Origin of the sequence: Marinobacter sp. S0848L (assembly GCF_023016065.1) — a bacterium.
Taxonomy (GTDB): domain Bacteria; phylum Pseudomonadota; class Gammaproteobacteria; order Pseudomonadales; family Oleiphilaceae; genus Marinobacter.
The window spans coordinates 99955-125976 of sequence record NZ_JALKAQ010000004.1; the positions used below are offsets into that span (position 1 = coordinate 99955).

Here is a 26022-nt window from a genome sequence, read left to right on the forward strand (position 1 = left end):
AATGAGTAACGTGCCTTCTCCGGCATCGCCGGGGACTCATCAGAATAACAGGAACAAGATATGCGGCGGTGGGGCATTCGCAAAAAAGTCTTGGTGGTAACGCTTGTTCCCACCCTCGTCACAACTCTGCTGCTGGGTTTGTTCTTTACCCACAGTTGGATAAACAATATTGAAAGCCTGCTTCATGACCGGGGCGAGTCGCTCTCCCGCCAGCTGGCCGCGGGCTCAGAATACGGCCTGTTTACCGCCAACCGCAGCCTGCTCAGCAGTCTCTCCAACGCGTTACTGGAAGAACAAGACGTTCGCTCAATTTCTTTCTTCACGCCCGAAGGCAAGCGGCTTCTACACACTGGCCCCGGCAGTTCCGAGGCGATACCTACAAGCGCCTTTAAGCCCGATCAAGAGGTGAAACTCACCCTTAACCACACCACTCGATTCATCAACCCTGTGCATTTGCAGGATCTGAGCATCGACACCATGATCGCCCCGGAGGCTCGTTTAACCGCGTCGCAAGCCCAAAATCCGCTGGGCTGGGTGATGGTCGAGATGTCCCATACCCGCACTGAAAAAGAAACCTACAAAGCTCTGCTGATTTCGTTACTGATGATCATTGGCGGTGTTTTTCTGAGCATGGGCATCGCCATGCGCCTCAGCCGCGCCTTCACCGACCCGGTGTTCCAGTTAAACGAGGCGGTGGCCTTGCTGAAAGAGGGCAAACTGGAAACCCGGGTGTATACCGGTGCAGGGCCGGAGTTTGAACAACTGGAATCCGGCTTGAATGACATGGCATCGGAACTTGGCAAAGCCCAGGCCGAAATGCAGCAGAACATTGATCAGGCTACCGAAGACCTGCGGGAAACACTGGAGACCATTGAAATCCAGAACATCGAATTGGACTTTGCCCGCAAGGAAGCACTGGAAGCCAGCCGGATCAAATCCGAGTTTCTGGCCAATATGTCCCACGAAATTCGCACACCGCTAAACGGTATCATCGGCTTCACCGAGCTGCTGCTGAAAACCCCTCTGCCTCGCCAGCAGCGCGACCACCTCAACACCATTCGGAAATCCTCCGAAATTCTGCTTACCATCATCAACGATATTCTGGATTTCTCGAAAATCGAGGCCGGCAAGTTGCTACTCGACAGAGTACCCTTCCCGCTGAGAGATATTGTTGAAGAAGTCATGACCATGCTGGCACCGGCTGCACACGCCAAGAACCTCGATTTAGTGCCACTGGTTTACAACGATGTCCCCGACCACATTGTCGGTGATCCCTTGCGGGTGAAGCAGGTTATTACCAATCTGGTCAACAACGCCATCAAGTTCACCCAGACCGGTGAAGTGGTGTTGCGTGCCAGCCTCGAAGAAGAAGATGCCGAGAACAACCGTGTTACTTTGCGCTTGAGCATCACTGACTCCGGAGTGGGGTTATCACGAGCTCAGCAGCAGTCGCTGTTCAATGCTTTCAGCCAGGCAGATGCGTCAACCGCACGACAGTACGGCGGCACCGGTCTGGGGCTGGCGATTTCCAAGCGTCTGGTGGAAGAAATGGGCGGCGAAATCGGACTCAAGAGCGAGCTGGGCAAAGGCTCGACCTTCTGGTTCACTCTCACGCCGGAGCTTTCATCGCCGGCGAACAACAGACCGCCCAAGGAAGCCTTGCGCGGTGAACGTGTGATTTACCTTGAGCAGCAGAAAACCACCGGCCTTGCGGTTGAGCACCTGCTGCGGGACTGGGGCATGGTCGTAGATCGGGTGTCATCACCAGCCGCCCTGCAGGAGCACGTTGAGGAAGCGCAGCTGCACCAGGAAGGTTACGCCGCCGCGATCGTTGGCATCACGCGCCACTTGCTGAACTCGAACCAATACGGCAATTTGCTTCGCACGCTGGAAGTGGAAAGGGACTGCCGTACTCTGCTGCTAACCCCCACTCTGGAAACTCTCGATACGCCGCTTGCCGGGTTGTCCAGCGGCCATCTGACCAAACCGATTTGCCGGGACTCGCTCTACGACGAGCTACTGGCGCTGATACACGGCATCCGTTCGGGCCATCGCGAAGATGCTCCGGTGGCGATACCGGAACGCAATCAGGTGAAAGCGCCCCGCATTCTGGCGGTCGATGATAACGACGCGAACCTGAAACTGGTCATGACCTTGCTTCAAGACTGCAAGATCAATGCGGAAGGAGCCTCCAGTGGCTTTGAGGCCCTGACAAAAGCTCGTAAAAAGCCGTTCGACCTGGTCTTCATGGACTTACAAATGCCGGGCATGGATGGCGTTGAAGCCACCGCACGTATTCGGGATCTGGATTCCGACACCCATTACACCCCGATCATCGCGCTTACCGCCCACGCTTTGGCTGATGAGCAGGAACGGTTGTCACAGCAAGGGTTCGATGGCTATATGCCGAAACCGATCAGCAGCCGCCAACTCAATGAACTGATCCTTGAGTACACCGGCTATGACTGCAAGGCCTCTGGCAGCTCGTTCAAGATTTCCGAAATTCGGGACACCGGGCGCACCCTTCGTCCATCAAACCGGCGCATACAACAAGACTGCATGAGCATTAACGAAAGCATCCAGCTGGCCGCGGGTAAGGCAGATCTGGCCGAAGAGTTGTTCAGTATGTTGCTGGAGCAGCTGCATTCGGACGCGCCCAGAATTCAGACGTTGTGGGATGACAATCATCATGAGGAATTATTGGAGTGCATCCACAAGCTGCACGGAGCAACCCGATACTGCGGCGTACCCGAACTGAGGGCCGCCGCCAATCGATTTGAAACCGCGCTTAAATGCAAAGCGGCCGACCGCGAGATCCTTAAAGACCAGCTTAACTCTGCCATCGAACGCTTGCAGAACTGGAGCGAACAAACCGACTGGCAATCGCTGTTTCGTGAACAGCAACATCAGCCGGAAACCAGCTAAGCCGTTCAGGCCCGCGCGCGATCCAAAATCGCGCGCATCTCTTTCACCGCGTCTCTCAATCCTGTGAACACCGCTCTGGCAACAATAGCGTGCCCGATATTCAGCTCATTAATCCCCGGAATGGAGGCCACTCTTTCCGTGTTGTGATAATGCAATCCGTGACCGGCGTTAACAATCAAACCCTGTTCACGGGCGTAGGCCACTGCATCTTCCAGCACTTTCACCGTCGCTTCGGCCTGCGCCGGCGTTGTTGCTTCGGCATACTCGCCGGTATGCAGTTCGATCACTGGCGCACCGCAGCGAACCGCAGCATCGATCTGGGCCCGGTCCGGATCAATAAACAAGGACACTTCTGCCCCGATGTCTGCCAAGCGTTTACAGGCGTTTGCGACTCGCTCTTCCTGCCCGACAACATCAAGCCCGCCTTCTGTTGTCAGCTCTTCGCGCTTTTCCGGCACCAGGCAAACACACTCGGGTTTTACCTGTTCGGCAAACGTGAGCATGGCGTCGGTTACCGCCATTTCAAGATTCATTTTGGTCTGCAGTACTTCCTTCAGCAGCAATACGTCACGATCCTGAATGTGCCGGCGGTCTTCCCGTGGATGTACGGTGATGCCATCCGCCCCGGACTCCTCGGCAACCAACGCGGCTTGTACCGGATCGGGATAGCGGGTACCCCGCGCCTCTCGCAAAGTGGCCACATGATCAATGTTTACACCAAGCAATACTCTGGGGTTCATAAGGTTCTCTCTGATGAAGAAACGGAATGGCTGAATAAACTTCGGCTATGGAGCGGCTTGCCCTGCAGCAGGAAATCGACAAGCACACGCATCACGCGCTTAGCTGTTCGGCGCGCCGACTCATCGCTGTAGTTATCACCAGCCAGCGCAATCAAGGCTTCGCCTGGCAATCGCCCAAGGCGAACGTTCGCACCACTGGCGAAAACAATGCCTTGAGTAGGATCATAACCATAATACTGGCCAACCTCTACCGGCCTTCCGGTATCGGTGGTTTGATCCCATGAAAAATCGTAGCCCAATGCAGCGGCGAAGGCTCTTTCGAAACGCCGTAATATCGGCTCGATATCGCCGTTCACTTTTACGGCAGCTAAAGCCCGCAGACTCTCGATGTAGCTGGCAAACAATTCCGGGTGGGGGTCTGCCGCCGGCAAAACACGCTGCAAAAGTTCATTGATGTACAACCCGCTGTACAACGCACGGGTTTGGCTAAGGCGGGACGCATCTCGCAACTCCAGTTGCACCAGAGTTTTGAGATCGCTTTTGCCGGCCCAGTCCACCAACAGAGGCTGGAACGGCTGAAGCTGTGCCTTCAGGGGGCTTTTGGCACTGTTGCCGCCACGGGCAATCACGCTCATACGGCCATGGTTCAAGGTGAAGATATCCACCTGTAATGCGGTTTCCCGCCATGGCCGCCGATGGATGACGTAAGCGGGCTCTTGGTGCACCGCTCCTCTCATAGCAACCTCAGAGGTCGTTCATGCCCAGACTTTTCAGGGCCCGGTCGCTGTCGGCCCAGCCACGCTTCACCTTGACCCAAAGTTTGAGCATGACTTTGGTATCGAACATTCGCTCCATATCAATACGGGCTTCCTGCCCGATCTGACGCAACCGAGCGCCCTTGTCGCCGATGATGATCTTTCGCTGGCCGTCACGCTCAACCAGAATCAGCGCAGAAATGTGAAGGGTCTTACCTTGCTGCTTGAACTCTTCAATTTCCACCGCAACCGAATAGGGCAGCTCCGCACCCAGCTGGCGTGTAATTTTCTCCCGCACCATTTCTGATGCCATGAAGCGTTGGCTGCGATCGGTAATCTGATCATCCGGATAAAAATGCACACTCTGTGGCAGGAAACGACCAACGGCCTCTTCCAACGGCTCCAGGTTGGTTTCGCGCAGCGCTGACAGCGGAATAATCTCGGCGAAATCCCGTTTTGCCGCCAAGGTTTCGAGATGGGGCAGCATCAACTCTCGCTTCTCCAGCTTATCAACCTTGTTGATGGCCAGAATGACCGGGCACTTCAAGCGCTCAAGCTTCTCTAAAACCATCTCGTCAGCAGTGGTCCAATTCATCTGGTCCACCACAAAAACCACCACATCGACATCCACCAACGCAGAGGTCGCGGCCTTGTTCATGTAACGGTTAATCGCCCTTGGCTCTTCTTCATGCATGCCCGGCGTATCAACGTAAATCGCCTGCACATCCCCCTCGGTTTTGATCCCTAGCACCTGATGGCGAGTGGTTTGGGGTTTGCGAGAAGTAATACTGAGCTTTTGCCCCAGGATGTGGTTCAGAAGTGTCGACTTGCCCACGTTGGGGCGCCCGACGATTGCAACAAATCCGCAGCGGCTGTCCGGGTTATCCGGGGTGGTTATATCGTTCATCAGGAATTCTCCACGCCCAGCTTCTTGAGGGCACTGCGGGCGGCTTGTTGCTCAGCAATTCGGCGACTGCTGCCGGTGCCAGTGGTTTTACGGTCCAGCGACGACAACGCACACGTAACATGGAACGTCTGATTATGGGCCTCGCCTTCCACCGAGATCACTTCGTATCGCGGTAACGGGAACTGGCGCGATTGCAGGTACTCCTGCAGCCGGGTTTTAGGATCTTTCTGGGTATCCTGCACGTCCAGCCCGGCCAACCTTTCGGTAAACCAGCGCAACACCTGCTCCCGGCAGGTATAAAAGTCACTATCCAGGTAGATAGCGCCAATGATGGATTCCACGGCATCTGCCAGAATCGACTCTCGGCGGAAACCACCACTCTTCAGTTCTCCCGACCCCAACCGCAAGTAGTGCCCCAACTGGAACTCGCGACCGATTTCAGCAAGGGTAACGCCCTTGACCATACGGGCTCGGAGGCGGCTCAACTGTCCTTCCCGGGCGGTTTCAAACTTCAAGAACAGGTGTTCAGCGATCACCATATTGACAATAGAATCGCCAAGGAATTCCAGACGCTCATTGTTCTGGTTACCGAAGCTTCGGTGGGTAAGCGCCAGCAACAGCCGTTCAGGGTCTTTGAACTGATAGCCGATGCGGCGCTGGAGTTGATCAAGATCTGGTTTTGAACTCACTTGCCTGTAAACTCATACTCGTGTTGAAAGTGAACGACGGTATCGACACTGCCAAATAGGTTGTTGCGAACCTCATAGTCAACGCTAATGAGCACCCGATCTCCGTCTTTATCAACAGTGATGTTCTTGGCATCAAAACCGCGCACGTTGTTCACACTTAACTGCTTGTTTATCACACCTCGCACCTGAGCCGGCCCCATATCGGACAAACCTTCGATGTTTTCAAGGTTTTCAAGGGCTTCCTGGATGGTAAAGTCATCAAGGTAAGCTGGGCCAACTTTAAGCGCAAAGGTCAGCAAACCGGCAAAAAACAAGGCCACGATCATCATCGTCAAACCGCTGCCCTGCTGATGCTTCATACCCTTGGGAAATCCATTGTTCATGCGTGTTCGCTCCGAAATCTTTAAAATCATTCGATGCCACCCACTCGGTCAAAAGATGGCAGACTTGTGAAAGATTTCCAGTGCATCCAGATACCGAAGGCCTTACCAACCACCAGTTCATCCGGAACCGTGCCCCAGAAACGACTGTCGTTACTGTTGTCCCGGTTGTCGCCCATTACAAAGTAATGCCCGTCGGGAACCGTCCATTCACCTTCTCCAGAGCCGGATACGCGCCCCATGGTGAGGTAGATATCATGTTCAACGCTGCCCATGGTTTCGCGCCAGCGCTCCATCGGCGGCAAACGTGCGACAAAATCCCGGGACACAGGTTCATCATTGATGAAAAGCTGCTTGTTACGGTAGCGCACGGTATCGCCCGGCAAACCGATTACTCGCTTGATGTAATTGGTTACGCCGTCTTCCGGAAAGCGGAACACCATGACATCGCCACGCTCAGGGTCGCCAATCTCAACGACCTTTGTGCCGGCCACTGGCAGCCTCAGGCCATAAGCGTATTTGTTGACCAGAATGAAATCGCCCACTTCCAATGTTGGCAGCATAGACCCCGACGGAATCTGGAACGGCTCAATCAGGAACGAACGCAATACCAGCACAACGGCCAATACCGGAAAAAAAGAGCGGCTGATGTCGATCAGCCAAGGCTCTTTGGGCTCTTCCGAACGGTCCGTTTCGGTTTGCTCGGTCGTGTTGGCGAGCCGGCGCTTGCGCAAAAACAATTTGTCCGCCAGCCAAACCACACCGGTCACAAAGGTAAGAACAACCAATACCAGTGGGAAATCAATATCCATCGGGTGCCTTAGTGTTATTAATTATCAACTTTTAATACAGCAAGAAACGCTTCTTGAGGCACCTCGACATTACCCAGCTGCTTCATGCGCTTTTTGCCTTCCTTCTGCTTCTGAAGCAGTTTCTTCTTACGGCTGACATCACCACCGTAACACTTAGCCGTTACGTTTTTGCGTAACGCTTTGACGGTCACCCGCGAGACCACCTGAGTACCAATAGCGGCCTGAATCGCAATATCGAACATCTGCCGCGGGATCAGCTCTTTCATCTTTTCGATCAGCTGACGCCCCTTACGGTGCGCCAGATCACGGTGCACGATGATGGCGAGTGCATCCACACGCTCACCGTTAATCAACACATCCAAACGCACTAGGTTCGCGTCCTGGAAGCGCACGAAATGATAATCCAGCGAGGCAAACCCCCGACTTGCCGATTTAATGCGGTCAAAGAAGTCCATCACCACTTCGGCCATTGGCAACTCGTAGCTGAGCTGCACCTGAGACGACATGAAGTGCATGTTCTTCTGAACGCCCCGCTTTTCTTCACACAGGGCAATCACGTTGCCCAAGTGCTCTTGGGGCACAAGAATATTGGCTTCGACAATCGGCTCGCGCATTTCTTCGATAGAGCCGATATCCGGCAGCCGGGACGGGTTATCTACCGACACCGTCTCACCCTGTTTGGTCACCACTTCATAGATAACCGTCGGTGCTGTGGTAATCAGATCGATGTCGTATTCGCGTTCCAGACGCTCCTGAATGATTTCCATGTGCAGCATGCCCAGGAAACCACAACGGAAACCAAAACCCAGGGCATCCGAATTTTCAGGCTCGAAAAACAACGAGGCATCGTTCAGGGTCAGCTTTTCCAACGCGTCCCGGAAATCGTCATAGTCATCGGCGCTGACCGGGAACAAGCCCGCATACACCTGCGGCTTAACCTTCTGGAACCCCGGCAACATCGGGGTTTCTTCCGCATGTTTCTGATGCACAATGGTGTCGCCCACTGGCGCGCCGTGAATATCCTTGATGCCAGCAACCACAAAACCTACGTCGCCCGCTTCGAGAATGTTGGTATCGGTCGGTTTGGGGTTAAAAATCCCGACTTTGTCAGCACTCCAGGCTTTATTCGTGGATTTGATAACAATCTTGTCGCCTTTGCGCAGAACCCCTTCGATAACGCGCACCAGCGACACTACGCCCAGATAATTATCGAACCAGGAGTCGATAATCAGGGCCTGCAACGGCGCACTGCGATCCCCTTTCGGAGGCGGGATCTTCTGAATCAGGTCCTCAAGAACATCCTCGACACCCAGGCCGCTCTTGGCACTGCAGCGCACCGCATCCTGCGCCTCAATGCCAATGATATCTTCAATCTCGGCTGCCACGCGTTCTGGCTCGGCCTGCGGAAGATCCATTTTGTTCAGTACCGGTACAACCTCCAGCCCTTGCTCCAGCGCGGTATAGCAGTTAGCCACCGACTGCGCCTCTACGCCTTGGCCAGCATCCACAACCAGTAGCGCACCTTCACAGGCATACAGAGAGCGAGAAACTTCGTACGAGAAGTCGACGTGCCCCGGTGTGTCGATGAAGTTCAATTTATAAGTTTCGCCATCTCGAGCGGTGTAGTTGAGCGTTACACTCTGGGCTTTGATGGTAATGCCCCGCTCTCGCTCGAGATCCATGGAGTCAAGCACCTGAGCGGCCATTTCACGCTCGGTCAAACCGCCACAGCTTTGAATGAAACGATCCGCCAGCGTGGATTTACCGTGGTCGATGTGGGCAATGATGGAAAAGTTACGGATTCGGCTCAGTTCAGTCACAGACAATGATTACTCATATAAGACATGGGATTGAGCCCGGTATAGCCGCTACGGGTCCGGGAACGGCGTGATTTTACCGGTATCCGGCCGCTATTGCCATGTTCAGGAAATAAGCGGCTTCTCATATTGGCGAATAAGGAACCCGATGAGGGCATCTTCATCCAGCGGATAGCTGAACAAATTGCCTTGGCTCTGGGCGCAACCGGCAGACTTCAAAAAGGCGAGTTGTTGTACGGTTTCAACGCCTTCGGCCACGACCGTCAGGTGTAATTTATGCGCCAACGCAATGACCGCCGAAGCAACATCGGTGGCACTGACGTTGTAGGGGATATCACGAATGAAGCCATGATCGATTTTGATGACATCCAGAGGTAACTGCTGCAGCGCAACTAAAGAGCAGGAGCCTTTGCCGAAATCATCCAGAATCAGGCACACTCCGAGATCGTTCAGGGCAACCAGCAATTCACGAAGCATTCGCGGATCTTCGTTGAGCAATTCCGCCGGAAGCTCCAGCTCAATGCGGTCCGCAGCGACACCGGTTTCCGTAATAACGCGCCGGATCAAATCCAAAAAGCCGGTATCGGTGATTTGGCGAACCGAGAAATTAATCGCCATTTTCAGAGATTCAAAGCCCGCACGTTCCAACGCCTGAACCTGAATACAGGCCTGCCGGAACGCCTGCTCACCCAAGCGGATGATCAAACCGGTTTCATCCGCCAGGTTAATAAACTGCTGAGCCGGCACCACCCCCTTTTCAGGATGATGCCAACGCAAGAAGGCTTCGACACCAATCACTTTCTGGGTGTTTAAATCCACCTTTGGCTGATAATGAAGAACGAAACGATCCTCTTGCAGCGCGGTCGCCAGCTCTTCCTGCTGCAACATGCGACGTGCGGCTTTAATGTTCATCGCCGGAGTGAAGAACTGGTAGTTATTGCGGCCCATTTCCTTGGCCCGATACATGGCCAGGTCTGCAAATTTCATGAGCGTACCCACGTCTTCACTGTCGTGAGGAACCATGGTGATACCAATACTGACCGTCACTCCCACTTCGTGATCGCTCAGCCGGATTCTTTGGCACAATCTCCGCAAAATGGTTTCCGCGACCTTACCTGCCGCGTCGGTACTGCTAACCCTGGAAAGCAGAACCACGAATTCGTCGCCCCCCAGACGGGCCACAGAATCCTCTTCGCGCACACAGCCTCGGAGCCACACAGCTACCTGCCGCAGCAACTCATCGCCGGCATCATGCCCAAGGGTATCGTTGATACGTTTGAAGCCGTCTAAATCCAGATACATCAGCGCAGCCGGTTCACCGCTGCGGCGGGATCGTTGCACCACACTGTTCAGGCGGTCACGAAACAGCTGCCGGTTGGCCAGCCCGGTCAAGGGGTCAAAGAAAGCCAGTCGATGCAATTCCGATTGCGCCGCTTTTAACTGTGTCAGGTCACGCAAGCTCAACACGACCCCACCGACTCCCGGCACGCTCAACATAGACGTGAAGGTACCTTCCATATCACGACAATGTCCGTCGGCATCATTGATGCGAGCCCGCACTACCGGCATCTGCTTACCCGGAGAGGACACCGCGTCCTTGAAGGCCTGCCGCAACCCCGGCCAGTCGTCGGGATTGACCAAAGACTTAAAGTTCAGATCGGCTATCCGGTCCGGATCAAAACCCAGAATATCCCGGGCGGACGGACTCGCATACATCGGGTTGCCCGCCCGATTCATGACCATTGTTACGTTTGCAGCACCTTCCGTAATTGCGCGATATCGCCCTGCACTGATCTGAACCCCAAGCCGGGACCGAATCAGCGAAAGCACGAACAGATACATCAGAACACTGATGGCCAACCCCGCTCCCAGCACAATCGGGGGGCGAGGGTCCGAAGCCAGATAGTCAAACGCGGGGGTAGACCGCGTTTCCAGGAGCCATTCACGCCCCCCATGAGAAATCGTTTGGCTGAGCTCGAAACTGAAGTCATTATCCAGCGACCCCAGGTTGGAGCCATACATCAGCGTATTCCGGGAAACAACGGCGGCATCGTAGATACGGACATCAAGGAACGGGGAAATGAGACCCACGATGCCATCGAGCAGGTTATTCATACGGAAGGCACTGAAGACAAAGCCCGCCAGCATCATTCGGCGCTCAGCTCTGACATCCGGAATGGCGCCGCCCTGATACACGGGGTAATACATAAGAAAGCCTGCCTGATCCTCGGCCAGGGCCTCCTGAACCAAGACAACCTTGCCGGTTACCATCGGCTTGGCGTCATCGCGAGCCCTCTCCATGGTTATCCGGTGAATAGGATCACTAAAGGCGTTATAACCAAGAGCGCTCAGATTTCGCTCGGTGCCAGGCTCAAGATACACCATGGGGTAGTAATAAGGCCCCTTACCAAGCGGCTTCACCAAATACTTATACACACCTTCTGACCGCACAAAGGCAATGTGGTCCGCCATTTGGCGCACGCCAATCCTCTGTACGTAACCGATCCCTTCTATTCCAGGGTAATAACGGTTGATATCCACTTTCTCAACGTACTCACGCCATTCATCACGGCTGACCTCGCCTTTCACCGCAAACAGGCCTGCACTGCCGGCCAATACCTGTTCGTAGTTCAGCAGGCGCTCTTCAATGGCCGTTTTCAATTGCAGGGACTGAGCGCGAAATTTAGCCTCGGCCCGATCTTCCACCAAACGGATGGAAACCTGCCAAAGCAAGATAGTGACGCAAACAGAGACGATAAAAACGAGCAAAGCCAACCAGGAATTGCGCAGTTTGAGCAGTTGGCGGAGGGATAATTCCTTGTTTTTCATATTGTCACCGGGTCCATCCCATGACCTTGGGTTCGAAGAGATCCGGCGAGTATAGCAAAAGCTCCCGGGCATGTCGTGACACGCCCGGGAGCCAGCGCACAACTTCCAAAAACAGCGTTAGCTTACGGCCTCATCACCAGATAGATCGGCCGCCCCTGACGCACCACACGAACGGACACCGCCTGACCGTCGGACAGACTTTCCACGACCGCCCGAAATGCCTTCAGTGATCCCACCGGTTTGCGGTTGATTTCGGTGATGATGTCACGGGTTCGGATGCCCGCTTTCAGGGCCGGGCCACGCTCGACGCTGGTCACCAGCACACCACTTTCAACACCCGCAGCACGGGCATTTTCCGGAGTAAGCGGCTCTACGGTCAAACCAAGTGCACCAGCATTTCCGTCCATCTGGCCCCGCGGCTTGGAACGGCTGGTGCGACCGTCTTCCGGCAACTCTCCGATTTCCACATCAAGCTCGATCTCGTCTCCGCCCCGGAGCACGGTCAACCGGGCTGATTCACCCACAGGCGTGCGGCCCACTTTCGGCGGCAAATCCGACGACAGTTCGATTTCTTCGCCGTTGTATTCCAGCACGATATCACCGGGCTGCAAGCCTCCCGCCTGCGCTGGCGAATTCACCATCACTTCAGCAATCAAGGCACCGCGCGGTCTTTTCAGCCCGAATGTTTCGGCAAGATCCCGGTTAACTTCCTGAATCAACACGCCCAACCAGCCACGGGCGACAGAACCTTCATCACGAAGCTGACGGAACACGCTCATCGCATCATCAATCGGAATCGCAAACGATACGCCCATGAATCCGCCGGAACGGGTATAAATCTGAGAGTTGATGCCAATCACTTCACCGTCCAGATTGAACAGCGGGCCACCGGAATTACCGGGGTTGATCGCAACATCGGTTTGAATGAACGGCACGTAGTTTTCTGAGGGCAAAGAACGTCCGAGCGCACTGACGATACCTGCGGTTACCGTGTAATCGAACCCGAACGGTGAGCCGATGGCAAACACCCACTCGCCCACTTTGAGCTCTTCGGAACTGCCCACCTGAACCACGGGCAGATCGTCGGCATTCTCAATTTTCAGAACGGCCATATCGGAACGGGGATCGGTACCCACAATGGTCGCAACAAACTCCCGGCGATCGTTCAGCCGAACCATCACTTCATCGGCACCTTCAACGACATGGTTATTGGTCAGGACATAACCGTCTTTGGAAACGATGAACCCGGAGCCCATTGAGCGAGTTTGCGGTTTACCACCCGGCGCACCACCAAACGGGGAATTCGGGCCGCGAAAGAAATCCTGCAAGAATGGCGGCAACTGATCCAGTTGCTCCTCATCGAAGGGCAGCCCCTGAAACCGTGATCTGCGACCCGTGGGTTCACTGGTGGTACTGATGTTGACGACGGCACTGGAGTTTTCTTCAACCAGTTCGGTGAAATCCGGCAAACTCCGCGCCGCCACTTGCTGGCTCCACAGAGCCGATACCAATACAGCGAACACCAGCCATACGCCCGGAATAAAACCCGATTGAAACACATCAGGATAACGAGCAACCGGCGTAGTTATTTTGTGCATGAGAACCCCCTTATTTTAGCCGTTGGTCTGCCGTAACAATTTATGGCTGCGCGGCCACTTTTCAACTTAAAAATCGGTAGGTTTTATAGACAGGTCACCGACGCTATCCGGTTTACGCGAACCATATGAGGCTGAAACCGATCCCCCGCCTTTGATTGCCAGCGGCGCACCAACCCGAACCCCGCAGCTAATCCCGCCAGCGCCCCGACAACTGCCACCAGATCCGTCTCGCCGAGTAACCGGAACGCGCCGATGCTTGTCAGAACCATGAGCAGCAGTGGCACCCCGTAGACCGCCAAGGAGGCCGCCAACAAAGATTGCTCATCCACGCCGATGACGACTTCGTCGCCAACTTGTGCATCAACTGTATTCGACACCAATACCTGGTTGGCTTTACCCCCCGACACCGCGGCAAGCGCACGCTGTCCGCACCCGGCTCGGGCCGAACAACTTTCACAGGCGCTGGTCTGGATCGTTTGCACCCAGGCCTGGGCGCCTTGAAGGGCAATGACTTTTCCAGTTTCAGTGATCACTGGTCACCCACCCTTGAGCCAACGCGTCATCAATCGATACCGAGCGGGCAACTTTTCGAGCCGTGTCGGGCGGAATTTCTCCGACGACAACAATCAAAAATGGCCGCTCCGCTACAGATACTTCATGGATGTAAACCGTAGACGCGCCCACACGAGACGCGCCAGTCGGCATTTTGACCCCTTTGACCGGCTCAACGAATACCGAGAAGGTTGCCAAACCGTCCGAGAACGCAACCGCCTTGCCGTTACCGGAACTGGGGGTGGCGGCCGCCATGTAGCCATCCGGACGCCAATTCATCGTCCACCCGGTCATTCGACCCATCGACGATTGCTGAGGTTCGAGGGCGCCAAGATGGCGGGTGATTTCGCGACCCTCGGTTTGTACCTCGAATTTCTCGTCAGCAATATCGTCTGTAATTTCCAGACTGGTGTACTGGAAATGTTCCAAAACCGAATCGTCCACATCGCGAACGTGGCTTTTAACCAATAGCCCGGTTTCTTTTTCAATCCAAAGGCGATGGCTGTAACGATGGTTATCCTTAGCGGTCAGGTCCACCGTCACCACATCGTACCCCGCCACCCGATCTTCACCCACCAACGCAGGCTGATACCATTGACTGACCGGCATTAGCTGACTGGTAAACGCCTCAGCAAAAGGCCCTGACGGAATGACCTCGTCTAACCGAACGCGCCCCTGATCCGGTAACACACAAACCACGTCCATGCCTTTTCGGACGATCTCACCCGAGCCACCGTCCTGCATCACCAAGCGCTCTTCTACTTGGCCGTTCCGGTATCGATGAGCGATGCGCATCGAATGCACCTGATCTCCCCGGGCGTAGACGAACACACCTTCATAGGAGGTCATATTCAGTGCCGGGCCCAGCTGCTCCAACCAGTCCATTGCGGTCATTGCCGAGGGTGCCGCAGCCTGATTCTCTTCAGCGGTTGCTACCATAGACGGCGCAAATAACACCCACAACGCAAGCACCAGTGTTCGAACCGTGGGGAGTTCGCCCTTAAGCGAAACGTTCATATCCAGACACCTCAGGCTCAATATCCACCGCTCGCACTCACCATTCTCGCGTACCCCATGGAGCCGCGACCGGCCCCCACGCTGTTGTGCTGAGCATGTTCCAGCAAGTATTGACGCACTTGGCGCAACTGCTGCTCATCCAACCTCTGTAAAACCACTTCTTCGGTACTTAACACGAGCTGTGACGCAGCCTCGTCAGCTTCACTCAACGCCAACGCATTTCCGGCCTCAACCGGCGAGGTGCCCCAACCGGCTCCGGCACCAAACCCAACCACCAGAGCCAAAGCGACCATAGCCGCCACCGGCCAATGCCAGTATCCGCCAGCTCGGGCGTTGGTGGCTGCTGCTTTTACCGCTGGGGTTTCCTGGTCATCAATCGCAGCTCGAACAGCGCCCGCAACATCCACTCCGTATGAGGTGCCAGGCGCTTCGTGCATCAGGTCGCGCACTTGCTGCCACCTTTGCCACTGTTCTCTGACTTCGTTCTGATCGTCGTGCGAAAGCAATCTGCGCACTGAAAGCTCGTCCGCTTCATCGTCCATCATTGCTGACAGAGTTTCTCTGAGACGCTCATCCATCGGGTGCAACCTCACTTACGTCACTGAATGATTAAGGAGTGGACCAATGTGTCGATCCACCGCATCCCGGGCTCTGAAAATCCGGGAACGCACGGTTCCAATCGGGCACTCCAGAATCCGGGCAATGTCTTCATAACTGAGACCGTCATATTCTCTGAGCAAGAAAGCAGATCTTAGTTCCTCGGGTAATGCGGCAATGGCCTCGGCCAACGCCTTTTGCAGCTGGTCTTTTTGCAGAAGTTTTTCTGGTGAAGCCACATCTCTTAGGCGGCGGCCGTCGTCATAGTTTTCCGCCTCGGAAGAATCCGCAGAGCCTTGGGGCCGACGCCCCCGGGCTTCAAGATGATTTTTTGCGGTGTTCACGGCAATACGGTACAGCCAGGTGTAAAATGCGCTGTCACCGCGGAACCGGTCGATGGCTCGAAACGCCTTGATAAAGGTTTCTTGCGCCAAATCCATCACTTCGTGACTGTCGTACACGTACCGGCTGATAATCGAGGCCACCCGGGACTGGTATTTCACCACAAGCAGGTCGAACGCAGCCCGGTCCCCATGACGAACTTTTCGCACCAACTGCAAATCCGTCTGGCTTTCAGTCTGCTCACTCGATGTAGAATCTGTATCGGAAATCATGGACGAAGCTACGGCGTGTCCCGTTTGGTTGGCCATCAGGGTGGCTTTTAATCGGCTCGCTTGTGTCATTGTGTTATTCCGGTGTTCATACATGAACCCAGGTTGCCGACAGCAACCGGCCCGAAGCATATCCATCGGGCCAAATAGACAGCAAGCACAAAGTTTAGTTCAATACACTTCCACATTATGGCCTGCGACAACAACCCAATGCCACAATCCTACGAATACGATGTTCTTATTATCGGCAGCGGCGCTGCCGGACTGACCGTCGCTTTGAATCTGCCAGAGCACCTGAACGTTTGCGTCATCAGTAAAGCGGACATCAGTTCCGGAGCGACACTTTGGGCGCAAGGTGGTATTGCTGCGGTTCTCGATGCCACCGACTCGGTGGAAAACCATATTCAGGACACCCTGAACGCCGGGGGTGATTTGTGCCACGAAGATGCCGTGCGCTTTACTGTAGAACACGGCAAAGAAAGCATTGACTGGCTCATCGAGTCCGGCGTGACCTTTACTCGTAAAGAAAACGACGACCAATACCACCTGACCCGTGAAGGCGGCCACAGCCATCGCCGCATTATTCACGCCGCCGACGCGACGGGGCAAGCGGTTTCTACGACACTCGCCAGCCAGGCAGCCGCCAAGCGAAACATTGAACTCAAATCCGGCCGGGTCGCGGTTGATCTGATCACCAATCGCAATCTGTCCCTACCGGGTAACCGATGCGTTGGCGCCTACATTCTCAATCTGGAAGACAATCACGTAGAGCTTTATCGCGCCCGTTTCACCGTTGTCGCAACCGGTGGCGCATCCAAAGCGTACCGCTACACCACCAACCCCGACGGCGCGTCCGGTGACGGTATTGCGATGGCTTGGCGGGCCGGGTGCCGGGTCGCCAACATGGAATTCAACCAATTCCACCCGACTTGCCTGTACCACCCCCACGCCAAATCCTTTCTGGTTACCGAAGCGGTTCGCGGTGAAGGCGGCGTGCTGAAGCTGCCCGATGGTAGCCGGTTCATGGACAAGTTCGACGACCGTGCCGAGCTGGCTCCCCGTGATGTGGTCGCGCGGGCCATCGACCACGAAATGAAGCGTTTGGGGGCAGATCATCTATACCTGGACATCAGCCACAAACCGGCCGATTTTATTAAGCACCACTTTCCGACGATTTACGAAAAATGCCTCAGTTTCGGCATCGACATTACCCAAGACCCCATTCCGGTCGTGCCGGCCGCCCACTACACCTGCGGCGGCATCATCAGCGACGAGCGCGCCAGAACCGACATTAATCAACTTTATGTCGTCGGAGAAGCCGCCTTTACCGGCCTTCATGGCGCCAATCGCATGGCCAGCAACTCTCTGCTGGAATGTCTGGTTTATGGCCGTGCAGCGGCTCAGGACATTGCCCGCCGGGAAGCCGACATTCCCAAGGTGCCCTCAGTACCTGCGTGGGATGAAAGCCAGGTTCGGGATTCCGATGAAGACGTTATCATTTCCCACAACTGGGACGAGTTGCGCCACTTCATGTGGGATTATGTCGGCATTGTGCGCACCACCAAGCGCCTGCATCGCGCCAAACACCGGGTGGATCTGCTGCAGGGCGAGATCAACGAGTTCTACAGCAACTACCGGGTTACCAACGACCTCATTGAATTACGTAACTTGGTCACCATATCAGACCTGATCATATGCTCGGCTCTGCAGCGCAAAGAAAGCCGCGGCCTGCATTACACGCTGGACTATCCGCAAGCCCAGAGCGAGGCGCGTGATACTGTGTTGGTGCCCACAACTTATCGAACTCTGGCTCCTTGAGTCAGAGCTTCCAACAAACGCTTAACCACGGAACCCGTTATGTCCGACACCCAAGAAACAAACGCGCATACTGAATTCCACCGCCTTTGGTGGCACAGCCGACGCGGCATGCTGGAGCTGGATGTTTTGCTTCTCCCGTTTCTGGAAGAAGCGTACCGAGATCTCGAGCCGGAAGACCAGGCCCGTTATCGCAAGCTGCTGAACTGCGAAGATGCGGATATGTTCGAATGGTTCATGCAGCGCAGCAAACCCGAAGACCCGGATCTTCGTCGCATCGTCGAAATGATTCTGAACCGTGTCCAGCCGGACTGAATTAACCCTGCTACCCTCGATTTTCGCTGGCCTGTTAGCCACCATTCCCTGGCTTGGGCTAGCGCTGTTCACGGTTGCAGCGGCGCTGGAAACCTCCTATCTGTTATTACTGCTGGTATTACCCACATCTGCTTTGGGATGGGCATCGTTTCGGCGCTTTGGCTTATTAAACAAACCCAATTCGGTCGTTGGCATCTTCCACAATCAGGCGGGGCTAACCTGCGAGCTGGCCAACGGCTGCCATGTCCCGGCAACGGTTAGCAATGCCAGCTTTCTCAGCTCTGAGCTGCTGCTGTTACACTTTAAACCGAGGTCGCCAAGATCAGGCCCAATACTCGCGATCATCACCGGCACCAAAGGTGGACTAAGATCAAACGTTAACGACTCGGCTGCTTTCCGGCGCCTGCGAATGTTACTTCGCGCCGGCACGCCCGAACCCGAACACAACCCTCCTTCGCATTAATTCTGGAGACTATTTTGAGTAGACAGGATTCTCAGCAACCCACACATACCATTGGCCATGCTCTGTTAAGCGACCGCCTCATGGCCCGCATCAGCGGCCCGGGAACCGACAAGTTTGTGCACGGCCAGTTCACCCAACACGTGGACGAAGTCACCAACGAACAATCTCTCAGAGCCGCCGCGTGCACCCATAAAGGCCGTGCCTACTGCCTGACACGACTGGTTCGCGATGGCGAAGATCTGCTCATGGATTTTGATGTCAAACAGGCCGACGCCACGACTGCCCATTTGAACAAATATCTGATGCTCTTTCGGGGCACGACACTGGAAACACTACCCTCTGCCCGGATTATCGGCCTGATTGGCGAAGCCGCAGCCGTCTCGGTGGCGGGCGAAAAGGCCGCCTCTCTGAACGAACCCGGTCAAGTCCTAAGGGTCGGTGATAGCCATCTGATTCGTATTGAAAACACCAGTGACCACACCCCTCGCTACGAATGGTGGCAAACAACTGACGAACAAGCGGTTCCGGAGGACATCCCCGAAATCACACCGGAGCAGTGGCTCGCGTCCAGCATTTCTGCAGGCGTGCCCTGGCTGACAGAGGCATCTCAAGAAACCTACGTCCCGCAAATGCTGAATTTACAGCACCTGCAAGGTGTGCATTTCAAAAAAGGTTGCTACACCGGGCAAGAAGTCATCGCCCGCATGCACTTCCTCGGTCAGTTGAAAAAAAGCCTGCACAGGCTATCTTTCAACAACGCTCCTCAAGCGCCTGCGGTCGGCACCAAACTGCTGGCCGAGGGCAAAGCGGTCGGCGAAGTGGTCAATGCCTTAATGACCGGCGATCAAAGCGGCGAAATGCTAGCCGTCATTCGCCACGATGCCAGCTCCAAAGCTCTTTCTTTGGATGGAATGGACGAGGTGACCGTCAGCCTTCAACCACTCCCCTACGCTGTGCCTGAACAACAACCTTCTGATACATAAGTTGACAGGAAAGGTCGCTGTTATTTGCTATAAAGGCAGCCATAAACTGAGCCCTGTTTGAGGGCCCCATTCAAGCGGAAACAGACTGACTATGGCCGACATTATCGAAACCATTAAAGCGGACCTGACCAGCGCCATCGAGAACGACAAGCTCATCTTGCCAACGCTTCCCGAAGCCGCCCTTCAAGTCAGAGAAATCGCCGAATCGGAAGACACCTCGATTGCGGATCTGGTGACGGTGATCAGCAACGACACGGCACTGTCTGCTCGCATCATTCGCGTGTGCAACAGCCCGCTGTTCCGTGGCACCCGGGCCATTGAGAATCTGAACATGGCTGTTAGCCGTCTTGGCATGGCCTACACCAGCAACCTGGCCATGGGGCTGGCCATGGAGCAAATGTTTCAGGCCACCTCCGACATGGTTGATAAGCGGCTACGCGCCACTTGGCAAACCAGCACCGAAGTCGCCGGCATCTGCCACGTTCTGGCCCAGCACTACACCAAATTAAGACCCGACCAAGCCACTTTGGCCGGGCTGGTACACCTAATTGGTGTTCTTCCCATTCTTCGCTATGTTGAAGACCACAGCCTGGATCTGAGCGGTATCGTACTGGATGCGGTGATCGAAGAGTTGCACCCCCGCATCGGCAGCCTGATCCTGAAAAAGTGGCAATTCCCGGAAGCACTGCAAAACGTGCCCATGGACTACGCCAACTTCCAACGTGAAGTCCCGAAAGCCGATCATGCCGACTTGGTGATGATTGCCAACCTTCAGCTGATCGCGGGCACCAACCACCGCTGGAACCAGATGGATTTCTCCACCATTTCGGCGTTTGGGCGATTAGGCCTGGACCCGGAAATGAACATGGCAGAGGAAGAAGATCTGAGCGCCCAAATGGAAGCCGCCATGGCTCTGCTGGGATAATCCCGCGACCTTAGAAGTCGAGCAGTTCCTGTTGTGAAGCTGAATCCAGAGCCCACTGTATCGGGCTCTGGTGATGCTCCAGCAACCACTGGTTAACGCGGGAGAAATGCCGGCACCCGAAGAACCCGCGGTAGGCACTGAGCGGTGACGGATGCGGCCCTTCCAGTACCAGGTGGCGATTACGATCAATGATCTGACCTTTCTGCCTGGCGTAACCACCCCAGAGCAAAAACACCACGCCTTCGCGTTGCTGGTTCACCAGCTCGATTACCCGATCGGTAAAGATTTCCCAGCCCTTGCCTTGATGTGCACCCGCCTTTCCCTGCTCAACCGTTAATACGGCATTCAACAACAAAACACCCTGATCGGCCCACGACTGCAAGCAACCGTGCCCGAGTGGAGCAATGCCCAAATCCTGCTGGATTTCTTTGAAGATGTTTTTCAGGGAAGGTGGTGTCGGCACACCATGAGACACCGAAAAGCTCAGGCCGTGGGCCTGACCGGGACCATGGTAGGGGTCTTGCCCCAAAATAACGACTTTGACCTGATCAAGCGGGGTGCTGTTCAAGGCAGTGAACAGCTGTGGTCTTGGTGGGAAAAGCGTTTTTCCGGCGCGCTCTTCCGCTGCCAAAAACTCCGCCAGACGATGCATATAAGGTTGGCGGAACTCGTCCGCCAACCACTGATCCCAGCCGTGCCCGGGCTTTAATTCCTGAGCCAACGCCTCGACCGGGTGCATGCCTTATTCGCCTCCGGAATTCTGCTCTGCTTTATGCTCCGGGCGCATGGCCGGGAACAGAATCACGTCGCGAATGGACGGAGAATCGGTCAGCATCATCGCCAAACGGTCGATGCCGATACCTTCACCCGCTGTCGGGGGCAAGCCGTATTCCAGCGCCATCACGTAGTCGTCGTCGTAGAACATGGCTTCATCATCGCCGGCGTCCTTCTCGGCCACCTGCGCCTTGAAGCGCTCGGCCTGATCTTCGGCATCGTTCAGCTCCGAGAAGCCGTTGGCAATTTCACGGCCGCCGACAAAGAACTCGAACCGCTCAGTAACAAACGGATCACTGTCTTTGCAACGGGCCAGCGGCGACACTTCTTTCGGGTATTCGGTAATGAAGGTCGGCTGCATCAAACGGTGCTCGGCGGTTTCTTCGAAGATCTCGATCTGTACCTTACCCAAGCCCCAGATGTCTTTAACCTTGATGCCCAGGCCTTTGGCCAGCTCGCGTGCCTGAGCTTCGTCAGCCAGCTGCTCGCGGGTGAACTCCGGGTTATAGCGCAAGATTGCATCCACAACGGTCAAGCGCTCAAACGGCTTACCAAAATCATATTCAACGGTTTCTTCGGTACCGTCTTTCAACACACGAGTGTTGGTGACCGTGGTCGTGCCCAGCACTTTTTGAGCGATGGTGCGCAGCATGTCTTCGGTCAGGTCCATCAGGTCGTTGTAATCCGCGTAGGCCTGATAGAACTCAACCATGGTGAATTCCGGGTTGTGACGGGTTGATAACCCTTCGTTCCGGAAGTTACGGTTGATCTCGAACACTCGCTCGAAACCACCCACAACCAAACGCTTGAGATACAGCTCCGGCGCAATGCGCAGGTACATATCAATACCCAGCGCGTTGTGATGAGTCACAAACGGGCGTGCCGTAGCACCACCGGGAATCACCTGCAGCATGGGCGTCTCAACTTCCATGAAGTCACGCTCGGTGAAGTACTGGCGCATCACGTTGATGATTTTCGAACGCGCATGAAACACCCGGCGGCTGTCTTCGTTCATCATCAGGTCGACGTAACGATGACGGTAACGGGCTTCGGTGTCGGTCAGACCTTTGTGCTTTTCAGGCAGCGGGCGCAGTGATTTGGTGAGCAAGGTGTACTCGTCCATTGCCACATAAAGATCGCCTTTACCCGACTTGCACAGCACGCCGCGAACACCCACGATATCGCCAAGATCCCAGTGTTTGGTGTCTTTCTGGACATCTTTAGTCGCATAGATCTGGATGCGGCCCGTCATGTCCTGAACCACTTTGAACGCCTTGCGGTCGAGCATCATGCGGCCAGCAATAGCCACCTGGATGCCCATGGCTTCCAGCTCTTCCTTGGACTTGTCCCCGTATTTTTCCTGCAGTTCGGCAGCGGTGGCATCACGGCGGAAATCGTTCGGGAACGCATTGCCCTGCTCTCGCAAGGTGGCCAGTTTGGCTCGGCGCTCCGCAATCAGCTTGTTGTCCTCGGGCTGGGTCGCGTTCTGGTTCTGTTCAGTCATGTTAGCTCACTAAGAAGTCGGGGGTGTCCGGTTCGGGTTGAATGGCGCTGTTTACAGCGCCATCTTCAGACTGGCTTCGATAAACTTGTCGATGTCACCATCGAGCACCGACTGGGTGTTACTGGTTTCCACCTTGGTGCGAAGATCTTTGATACGGCTGTCATCCAGCACGTAAGAACGGATCTGGCTACCCCAGCCGATGTCAGACTTAGAGTCTTCCTGCTTCTGTTTTTCGGCGTTGCGCAATTGCATTTCGCGCTCGAACAGCTTGGCTTTCAGCTGTTTCATCGCCTGGTCTTTGTTCTGGTGCTGGCTCCGGCCAGCCTGACACGCCACCACGATTCCGGTGGGGTTGTGAGTCAGTCGCACGGCCGATTCAGTTCGGTTTACGTGCTGACCACCGGCACCGGAGGCGCGGTATACGTCAACGCGCAGGTCAGCCGGATTGATGTCGATTTCAAAGCTGTCATCCACTTCCGGCGAAATGAACACGGAAGAGAAGGAGGTGTGCCGGCGGTTGCCGGAATCAAACGGCGATTTACGCACCAAGCGATGGACACCGGTTTCAGTTCGCAGCCAGCCGTATGCGTAGTCACCCTGTATGTGGATGGTTGCGCTTTTGATGCCCGCGACTTCACCTTCCTGCAGCTCAACGATTTCAGCTTTGAAGCCCCGGCGCTCGGCCCAGCGCAGGTACATGCGCAGCAGCATGTTGCCCCAGTCTTGCGCTTCGGTGCCGCCAGAGCCGGCTTGTATTTCAAGGTAGGCGTTGTTGGCGTCCATCTCACCGGAGAACATGCGGCGGAATTCGAGCTTCTCGAGCTCTTTATCCAGGCCTTCCAGATCGGCTTCGATTTCTTGAACGGTGCCTTCGTCGTCTTCTTCTACGGCCATTTCAAGCAGGCTTTCAGCATCTGCCAGACCGGAGGTGAGGTTATCAATGGTTCTGACGATCAGCTCGAGGTCAGAACGCTCTTTACCCAGTGACTGGGCGCGCTCCGGATCGTCCCACACGGTGGGGAGTTCAAGTTCGCGTTCTACTTCGACCAGACGTTCGCTTCGCTGATCGTAGTCAAAGATACCCCCTCAGCGCTTCGGTGCGCTCGCGAAGCTCTTTGATCTTCGTCACTATGGGATTAATTTCCATGAAAACTTGTCTCGCTTTGGAAAATGGTGCGATAAAAACTGAGGGCGAATTCTACCGGAATTTGTGGGCTAAATCAGCAGGCGGAATATACGGAGTCATCGAAGCTTGGTGCAAGCAGGTCAGCCCCTGCCCGTGTTCAACGGCTCGAGATAATCCACCATCAGCTGCAAATTGGTCCGCCCACGGAAGGTGTTGGCATCCGGTTTGTAGACTACCCGGGCACCCGAGCGGGTGTAGTCTGGTACTTCCGGGCCGGTGTTGAAGGCAATGGCATCAATAATACTCCCACCGTCTGCAGGCTGCAGCACCAGTTTCAGGTGGTTTTCGCCGACAATGCGCTGGCTGACGACGTTGAACTCGCCGTCAAACAATGGCTCCGGGAAATGTTGCCCCCAAGGCCCGCTGCGTTTGAGCAGGTAAGCGGTATCGAGATTCAGCTCGGCAGCTGCTAGCGGGCCATCGGTGACGATCGCCGCTTCCAGATCTTCTGGCTTCAGGGTATCTCTCACTGCCTCATCGAAAGCTTTGCTGAAAGCCTCGAGATCATCACGAGCAATGGTCATGCCCGCTGCCATGGCATGGCCGCCATACTTTTTCATCAAGCCCGGAAATTTGGCATCCACAACGGCCAGAGCATCGCGGATGTGCAGACCGGGAATTGAGCGGGCAGAGCCTTTCAGGCTAAGGCCATCATCATCCTGTGCAAACGCAATCGTCGGGCGGTGGGTCTGTTCGCGAATTCTGGCGGCAAGAATACCGATCACACCTTGGTGCCAGTCCGGGTCAAACAGCGCCAAGCCCCAGGGCAGACCGTCGACATCCAACGACATGGAAGCCAGCAATTCTTGCGCTTGCTGCTTCATATCTTTCTCAATAGTACGGCGTTCGCGATTAAACGTGTCCAGCTCCTGCGCAAGGCGCAAAGCTTCATCCGGATTATCCGCGAGCAAGCAGGCAATGCCGATGCTCATATCATCCAAGCGGCCGGCGGCATTCAGGCGGGGGCCAACAACAAAACCCAGATCGGTAGAACTGATTTCGCTGTGATCCCGGCCAGCCACTTTTAACAGCGCCAGTATGCCGGGGCGCGCTTCGCCTTTACGGATGCGCCTTATGCCCTGCTCTACAAAGATTCGGTTGTTATGGTCCAGTGGCACAACGTCAGCCACCGTGCCCAGTGCCACCAAGTCCAGCAAGGTGCCAAGATTAGGCTCAGGGTTCGGCAGCAGGTTGCGATCGCGCAAGTGTTTTCGCAGCGCGGTCAGCACGTAAAACATCACACCCACACCCGCAGCGTTCTTGCTCAAGAACGGGCAGCCGGGCTGATTGGGGTTAACGATGGCATCCGCGTCCGGCAGCTCTTCGCCGGCCAGATGGTGGTCGGTAACAACCACTTTTATTCCAAGATCCCGAGCCGCTCGCACGCCTTCAATGGCGGAGATACCGTTATCCACCGTCACCAGCAAGTCGGGCAACTCACCTTCTTCCTGCAATCGGTGAATGATTCCCGGTGTCAGCCCGTAACCATCCGAGAAACGGCTTGGCACGCGGAAGTCGACCGATGGCACGCCCAACATCGACAAGCCAAGCATCGCGACCGCCGTACTGGTGGCCCCGTCTGCATCGAAATCACCCAGAATCATTACACGCTGTTTCTGAACCACCGCATCGGCCAGCAACTCCACCGCCCGGCCAATGCCTCGCAATTGCATTGGAGACGCCAGATACTTCAGGGTGTACTGGAGCTGTTCGTCGGAATGAACGCCACGGGCGGCGTACAACCGGCGCAGGATGGGCGGCAGGCTTTGCCCCCAGTTCGGCGTGTCGGCCGGCTGGGGGCGGCGCAGGATCTTTTTAGGAGTCATGC

23 protein-coding genes are annotated in these 26022 nt (G+C 55.4%); 6 read left to right on the plus strand and 17 right to left on the minus strand.

Annotation, left to right across the window (positions count from 1 at the left end; all coding sequences use genetic code 11):
• Window positions 1-60: 60 nt before the first annotated feature.
• Entirely contained in the window at window positions 61-2925 is a 2865-nt protein-coding gene (locus tag MWU64_RS06925) for an ATP-binding protein (RefSeq protein WP_247062865.1), read from the plus strand.
• A gap of 5 nt (window positions 2926-2930) precedes the next feature.
• Here the strand turns inward: MWU64_RS06925 and pdxJ are convergent, their stop codons facing one another.
• The 13 genes from pdxJ to rpoE all read right to left on the minus strand — a co-directional run bounded on the left by pdxJ (window position 2931) and on the right by rpoE (window position 16301).
• Entirely contained in the window at window positions 2931-3665 is a 735-nt protein-coding gene (gene pdxJ / locus MWU64_RS06930) for a pyridoxine 5'-phosphate synthase (RefSeq protein ID WP_247062867.1), read from the minus strand.
• On the minus strand, window positions 3662-4402 hold the full coding sequence (recO, locus tag MWU64_RS06935) for a DNA repair protein RecO (RefSeq protein ID WP_247062869.1): 741 nt from the start codon (window positions 4400-4402) through the stop codon (window positions 3662-3664). Before recO ends, pdxJ begins: the two co-directional genes overlap by 4 nt.
• 7 nt (window positions 4403-4409) lie before the next feature.
• On the minus strand, window positions 4410-5327 hold the full coding sequence (gene era, locus MWU64_RS06940; RefSeq protein WP_247062871.1) for a GTPase Era: 918 nt from the start codon (window positions 5325-5327) through the stop codon (window positions 4410-4412).
• Entirely contained in the window at window positions 5327-6016 is a 690-nt protein-coding gene (rnc, locus tag MWU64_RS06945; RefSeq protein ID WP_247062873.1) for a ribonuclease III, read from the minus strand. Before rnc ends, era begins: the two co-directional genes overlap by 1 nt.
• Window positions 6013-6399: a DUF4845 domain-containing protein gene (locus tag MWU64_RS06950; RefSeq protein ID WP_247062875.1), complete on the minus strand. Its 387-nt coding sequence runs from the start codon at window positions 6397-6399 to the stop codon at window positions 6013-6015. Before MWU64_RS06950 ends, rnc begins: the two co-directional genes overlap by 4 nt.
• A gap of 26 nt (window positions 6400-6425) precedes the next feature.
• Window positions 6426-7208, minus strand: a complete 783-nt coding sequence (lepB, locus tag MWU64_RS06955; RefSeq protein ID WP_247062878.1) for a signal peptidase I — start codon at window positions 7206-7208, stop codon at window positions 6426-6428.
• A gap of 17 nt (window positions 7209-7225) precedes the next feature.
• Window positions 7226-9028 carry a translation elongation factor 4 gene (lepA, locus tag MWU64_RS06960; RefSeq protein WP_247062884.1) on the minus strand — a complete coding sequence of 601 codons (1803 nt, stop codon included), beginning with the start codon at window positions 9026-9028 and terminating at the stop codon, window positions 7226-7228.
• Between the two features lie 102 nt (window positions 9029-9130).
• The gene (locus tag MWU64_RS06965) at window positions 9131-11854 is read right to left on the minus strand and encodes an EAL domain-containing protein (RefSeq protein WP_247062886.1); all 2724 of its coding nucleotides are present in this window, start codon (window positions 11852-11854) and stop codon (window positions 9131-9133) included.
• A gap of 122 nt (window positions 11855-11976) precedes the next feature.
• Complete coding sequence (locus tag MWU64_RS06970; RefSeq protein WP_247062887.1) at window positions 11977-13452, minus strand: DegQ family serine endoprotease; 1476 nt, start codon at window positions 13450-13452, stop codon at window positions 11977-11979.
• A gap of 83 nt (window positions 13453-13535) precedes the next feature.
• Window positions 13536-13985 carry a SoxR reducing system RseC family protein gene (locus MWU64_RS06975; protein ID WP_247062888.1) on the minus strand — a complete coding sequence of 150 codons (450 nt, stop codon included), beginning with the start codon at window positions 13983-13985 and terminating at the stop codon, window positions 13536-13538.
• Window positions 13975-15021, minus strand: a complete 1047-nt coding sequence (locus tag MWU64_RS06980) for a MucB/RseB C-terminal domain-containing protein (RefSeq protein ID WP_348645550.1) — start codon at window positions 15019-15021, stop codon at window positions 13975-13977. The genes MWU64_RS06975 and MWU64_RS06980 overlap by 11 nt, the downstream gene beginning before the upstream one ends.
• Window positions 15022-15038: 17 nt before the next feature.
• Window positions 15039-15599 (minus strand): RseA family anti-sigma factor, encoded by a 561-nt coding sequence (locus MWU64_RS06985; RefSeq protein WP_247062889.1) that lies wholly within the window; start codon window positions 15597-15599, stop codon window positions 15039-15041.
• A gap of 15 nt (window positions 15600-15614) precedes the next feature.
• On the minus strand, window positions 15615-16301 hold the full coding sequence (gene rpoE, locus MWU64_RS06990) for an RNA polymerase sigma factor RpoE (RefSeq protein ID WP_281496289.1): 687 nt from the start codon (window positions 16299-16301) through the stop codon (window positions 15615-15617).
• 138 nt (window positions 16302-16439) lie between these two features.
• Here rpoE and nadB point away from each other — a divergent pair, with 138 nt between their 5' ends.
• The 5 genes from nadB to MWU64_RS07015 all read left to right on the plus strand — a co-directional run bounded on the left by nadB (window position 16440) and on the right by MWU64_RS07015 (window position 20730).
• A complete protein-coding gene (gene nadB, locus MWU64_RS06995; RefSeq protein WP_247062890.1) occupies window positions 16440-18047 on the plus strand; it encodes an L-aspartate oxidase in 1608 nt (535 codons plus the stop codon).
• A gap of 39 nt (window positions 18048-18086) precedes the next feature.
• Window positions 18087-18359, plus strand: coding sequence for a succinate dehydrogenase assembly factor 2 (locus tag MWU64_RS07000; protein ID WP_247062892.1), 273 nt, complete (start codon window positions 18087-18089; stop codon window positions 18357-18359).
• Window positions 18343-18822 carry a hypothetical protein gene (locus MWU64_RS07005; protein WP_247062894.1) on the plus strand — a complete coding sequence of 160 codons (480 nt, stop codon included), beginning with the start codon at window positions 18343-18345 and terminating at the stop codon, window positions 18820-18822. The genes MWU64_RS07000 and MWU64_RS07005 overlap by 17 nt, the downstream gene beginning before the upstream one ends.
• A gap of 14 nt (window positions 18823-18836) precedes the next feature.
• Window positions 18837-19805, plus strand: coding sequence for a folate-binding protein (locus MWU64_RS07010; RefSeq protein WP_247062896.1), 969 nt, complete (start codon window positions 18837-18839; stop codon window positions 19803-19805).
• Between the two features lie 91 nt (window positions 19806-19896).
• Window positions 19897-20730, plus strand: coding sequence for an HDOD domain-containing protein (locus tag MWU64_RS07015; protein WP_247062898.1), 834 nt, complete (start codon window positions 19897-19899; stop codon window positions 20728-20730).
• A gap of 10 nt (window positions 20731-20740) precedes the next feature.
• Here the strand turns inward: MWU64_RS07015 and ung are convergent, their stop codons facing one another.
• The 4 genes from ung to recJ all read right to left on the minus strand — a co-directional run bounded on the left by ung (window position 20741) and on the right by recJ (window position 26020).
• On the minus strand, window positions 20741-21469 hold the full coding sequence (ung, locus tag MWU64_RS07020) for a uracil-DNA glycosylase (protein WP_247062900.1): 729 nt from the start codon (window positions 21467-21469) through the stop codon (window positions 20741-20743).
• Between the two features lie 3 nt (window positions 21470-21472).
• A complete protein-coding gene (gene lysS, locus MWU64_RS07025; RefSeq protein WP_247062901.1) occupies window positions 21473-23008 on the minus strand; it encodes a lysine--tRNA ligase in 1536 nt (511 codons plus the stop codon).
• A gap of 51 nt (window positions 23009-23059) precedes the next feature.
• Window positions 23060-24155 (minus strand): peptide chain release factor 2 gene (gene prfB / locus MWU64_RS07030; RefSeq protein ID WP_114333037.1). Its coding sequence is split into 2 segments (ribosomal slippage): window positions 23060-24082 and window positions 24084-24155, totalling 1095 coding nucleotides; the frame shifts between segments, so codons are not numbered across the junction.
• Between the two features lie 119 nt (window positions 24156-24274).
• The gene (gene recJ / locus MWU64_RS07035) at window positions 24275-26020 is read right to left on the minus strand and encodes a single-stranded-DNA-specific exonuclease RecJ (RefSeq protein WP_247062902.1); all 1746 of its coding nucleotides are present in this window, start codon (window positions 26018-26020) and stop codon (window positions 24275-24277) included.
• Window positions 26021-26022: the final 2 nt, after the last annotated feature.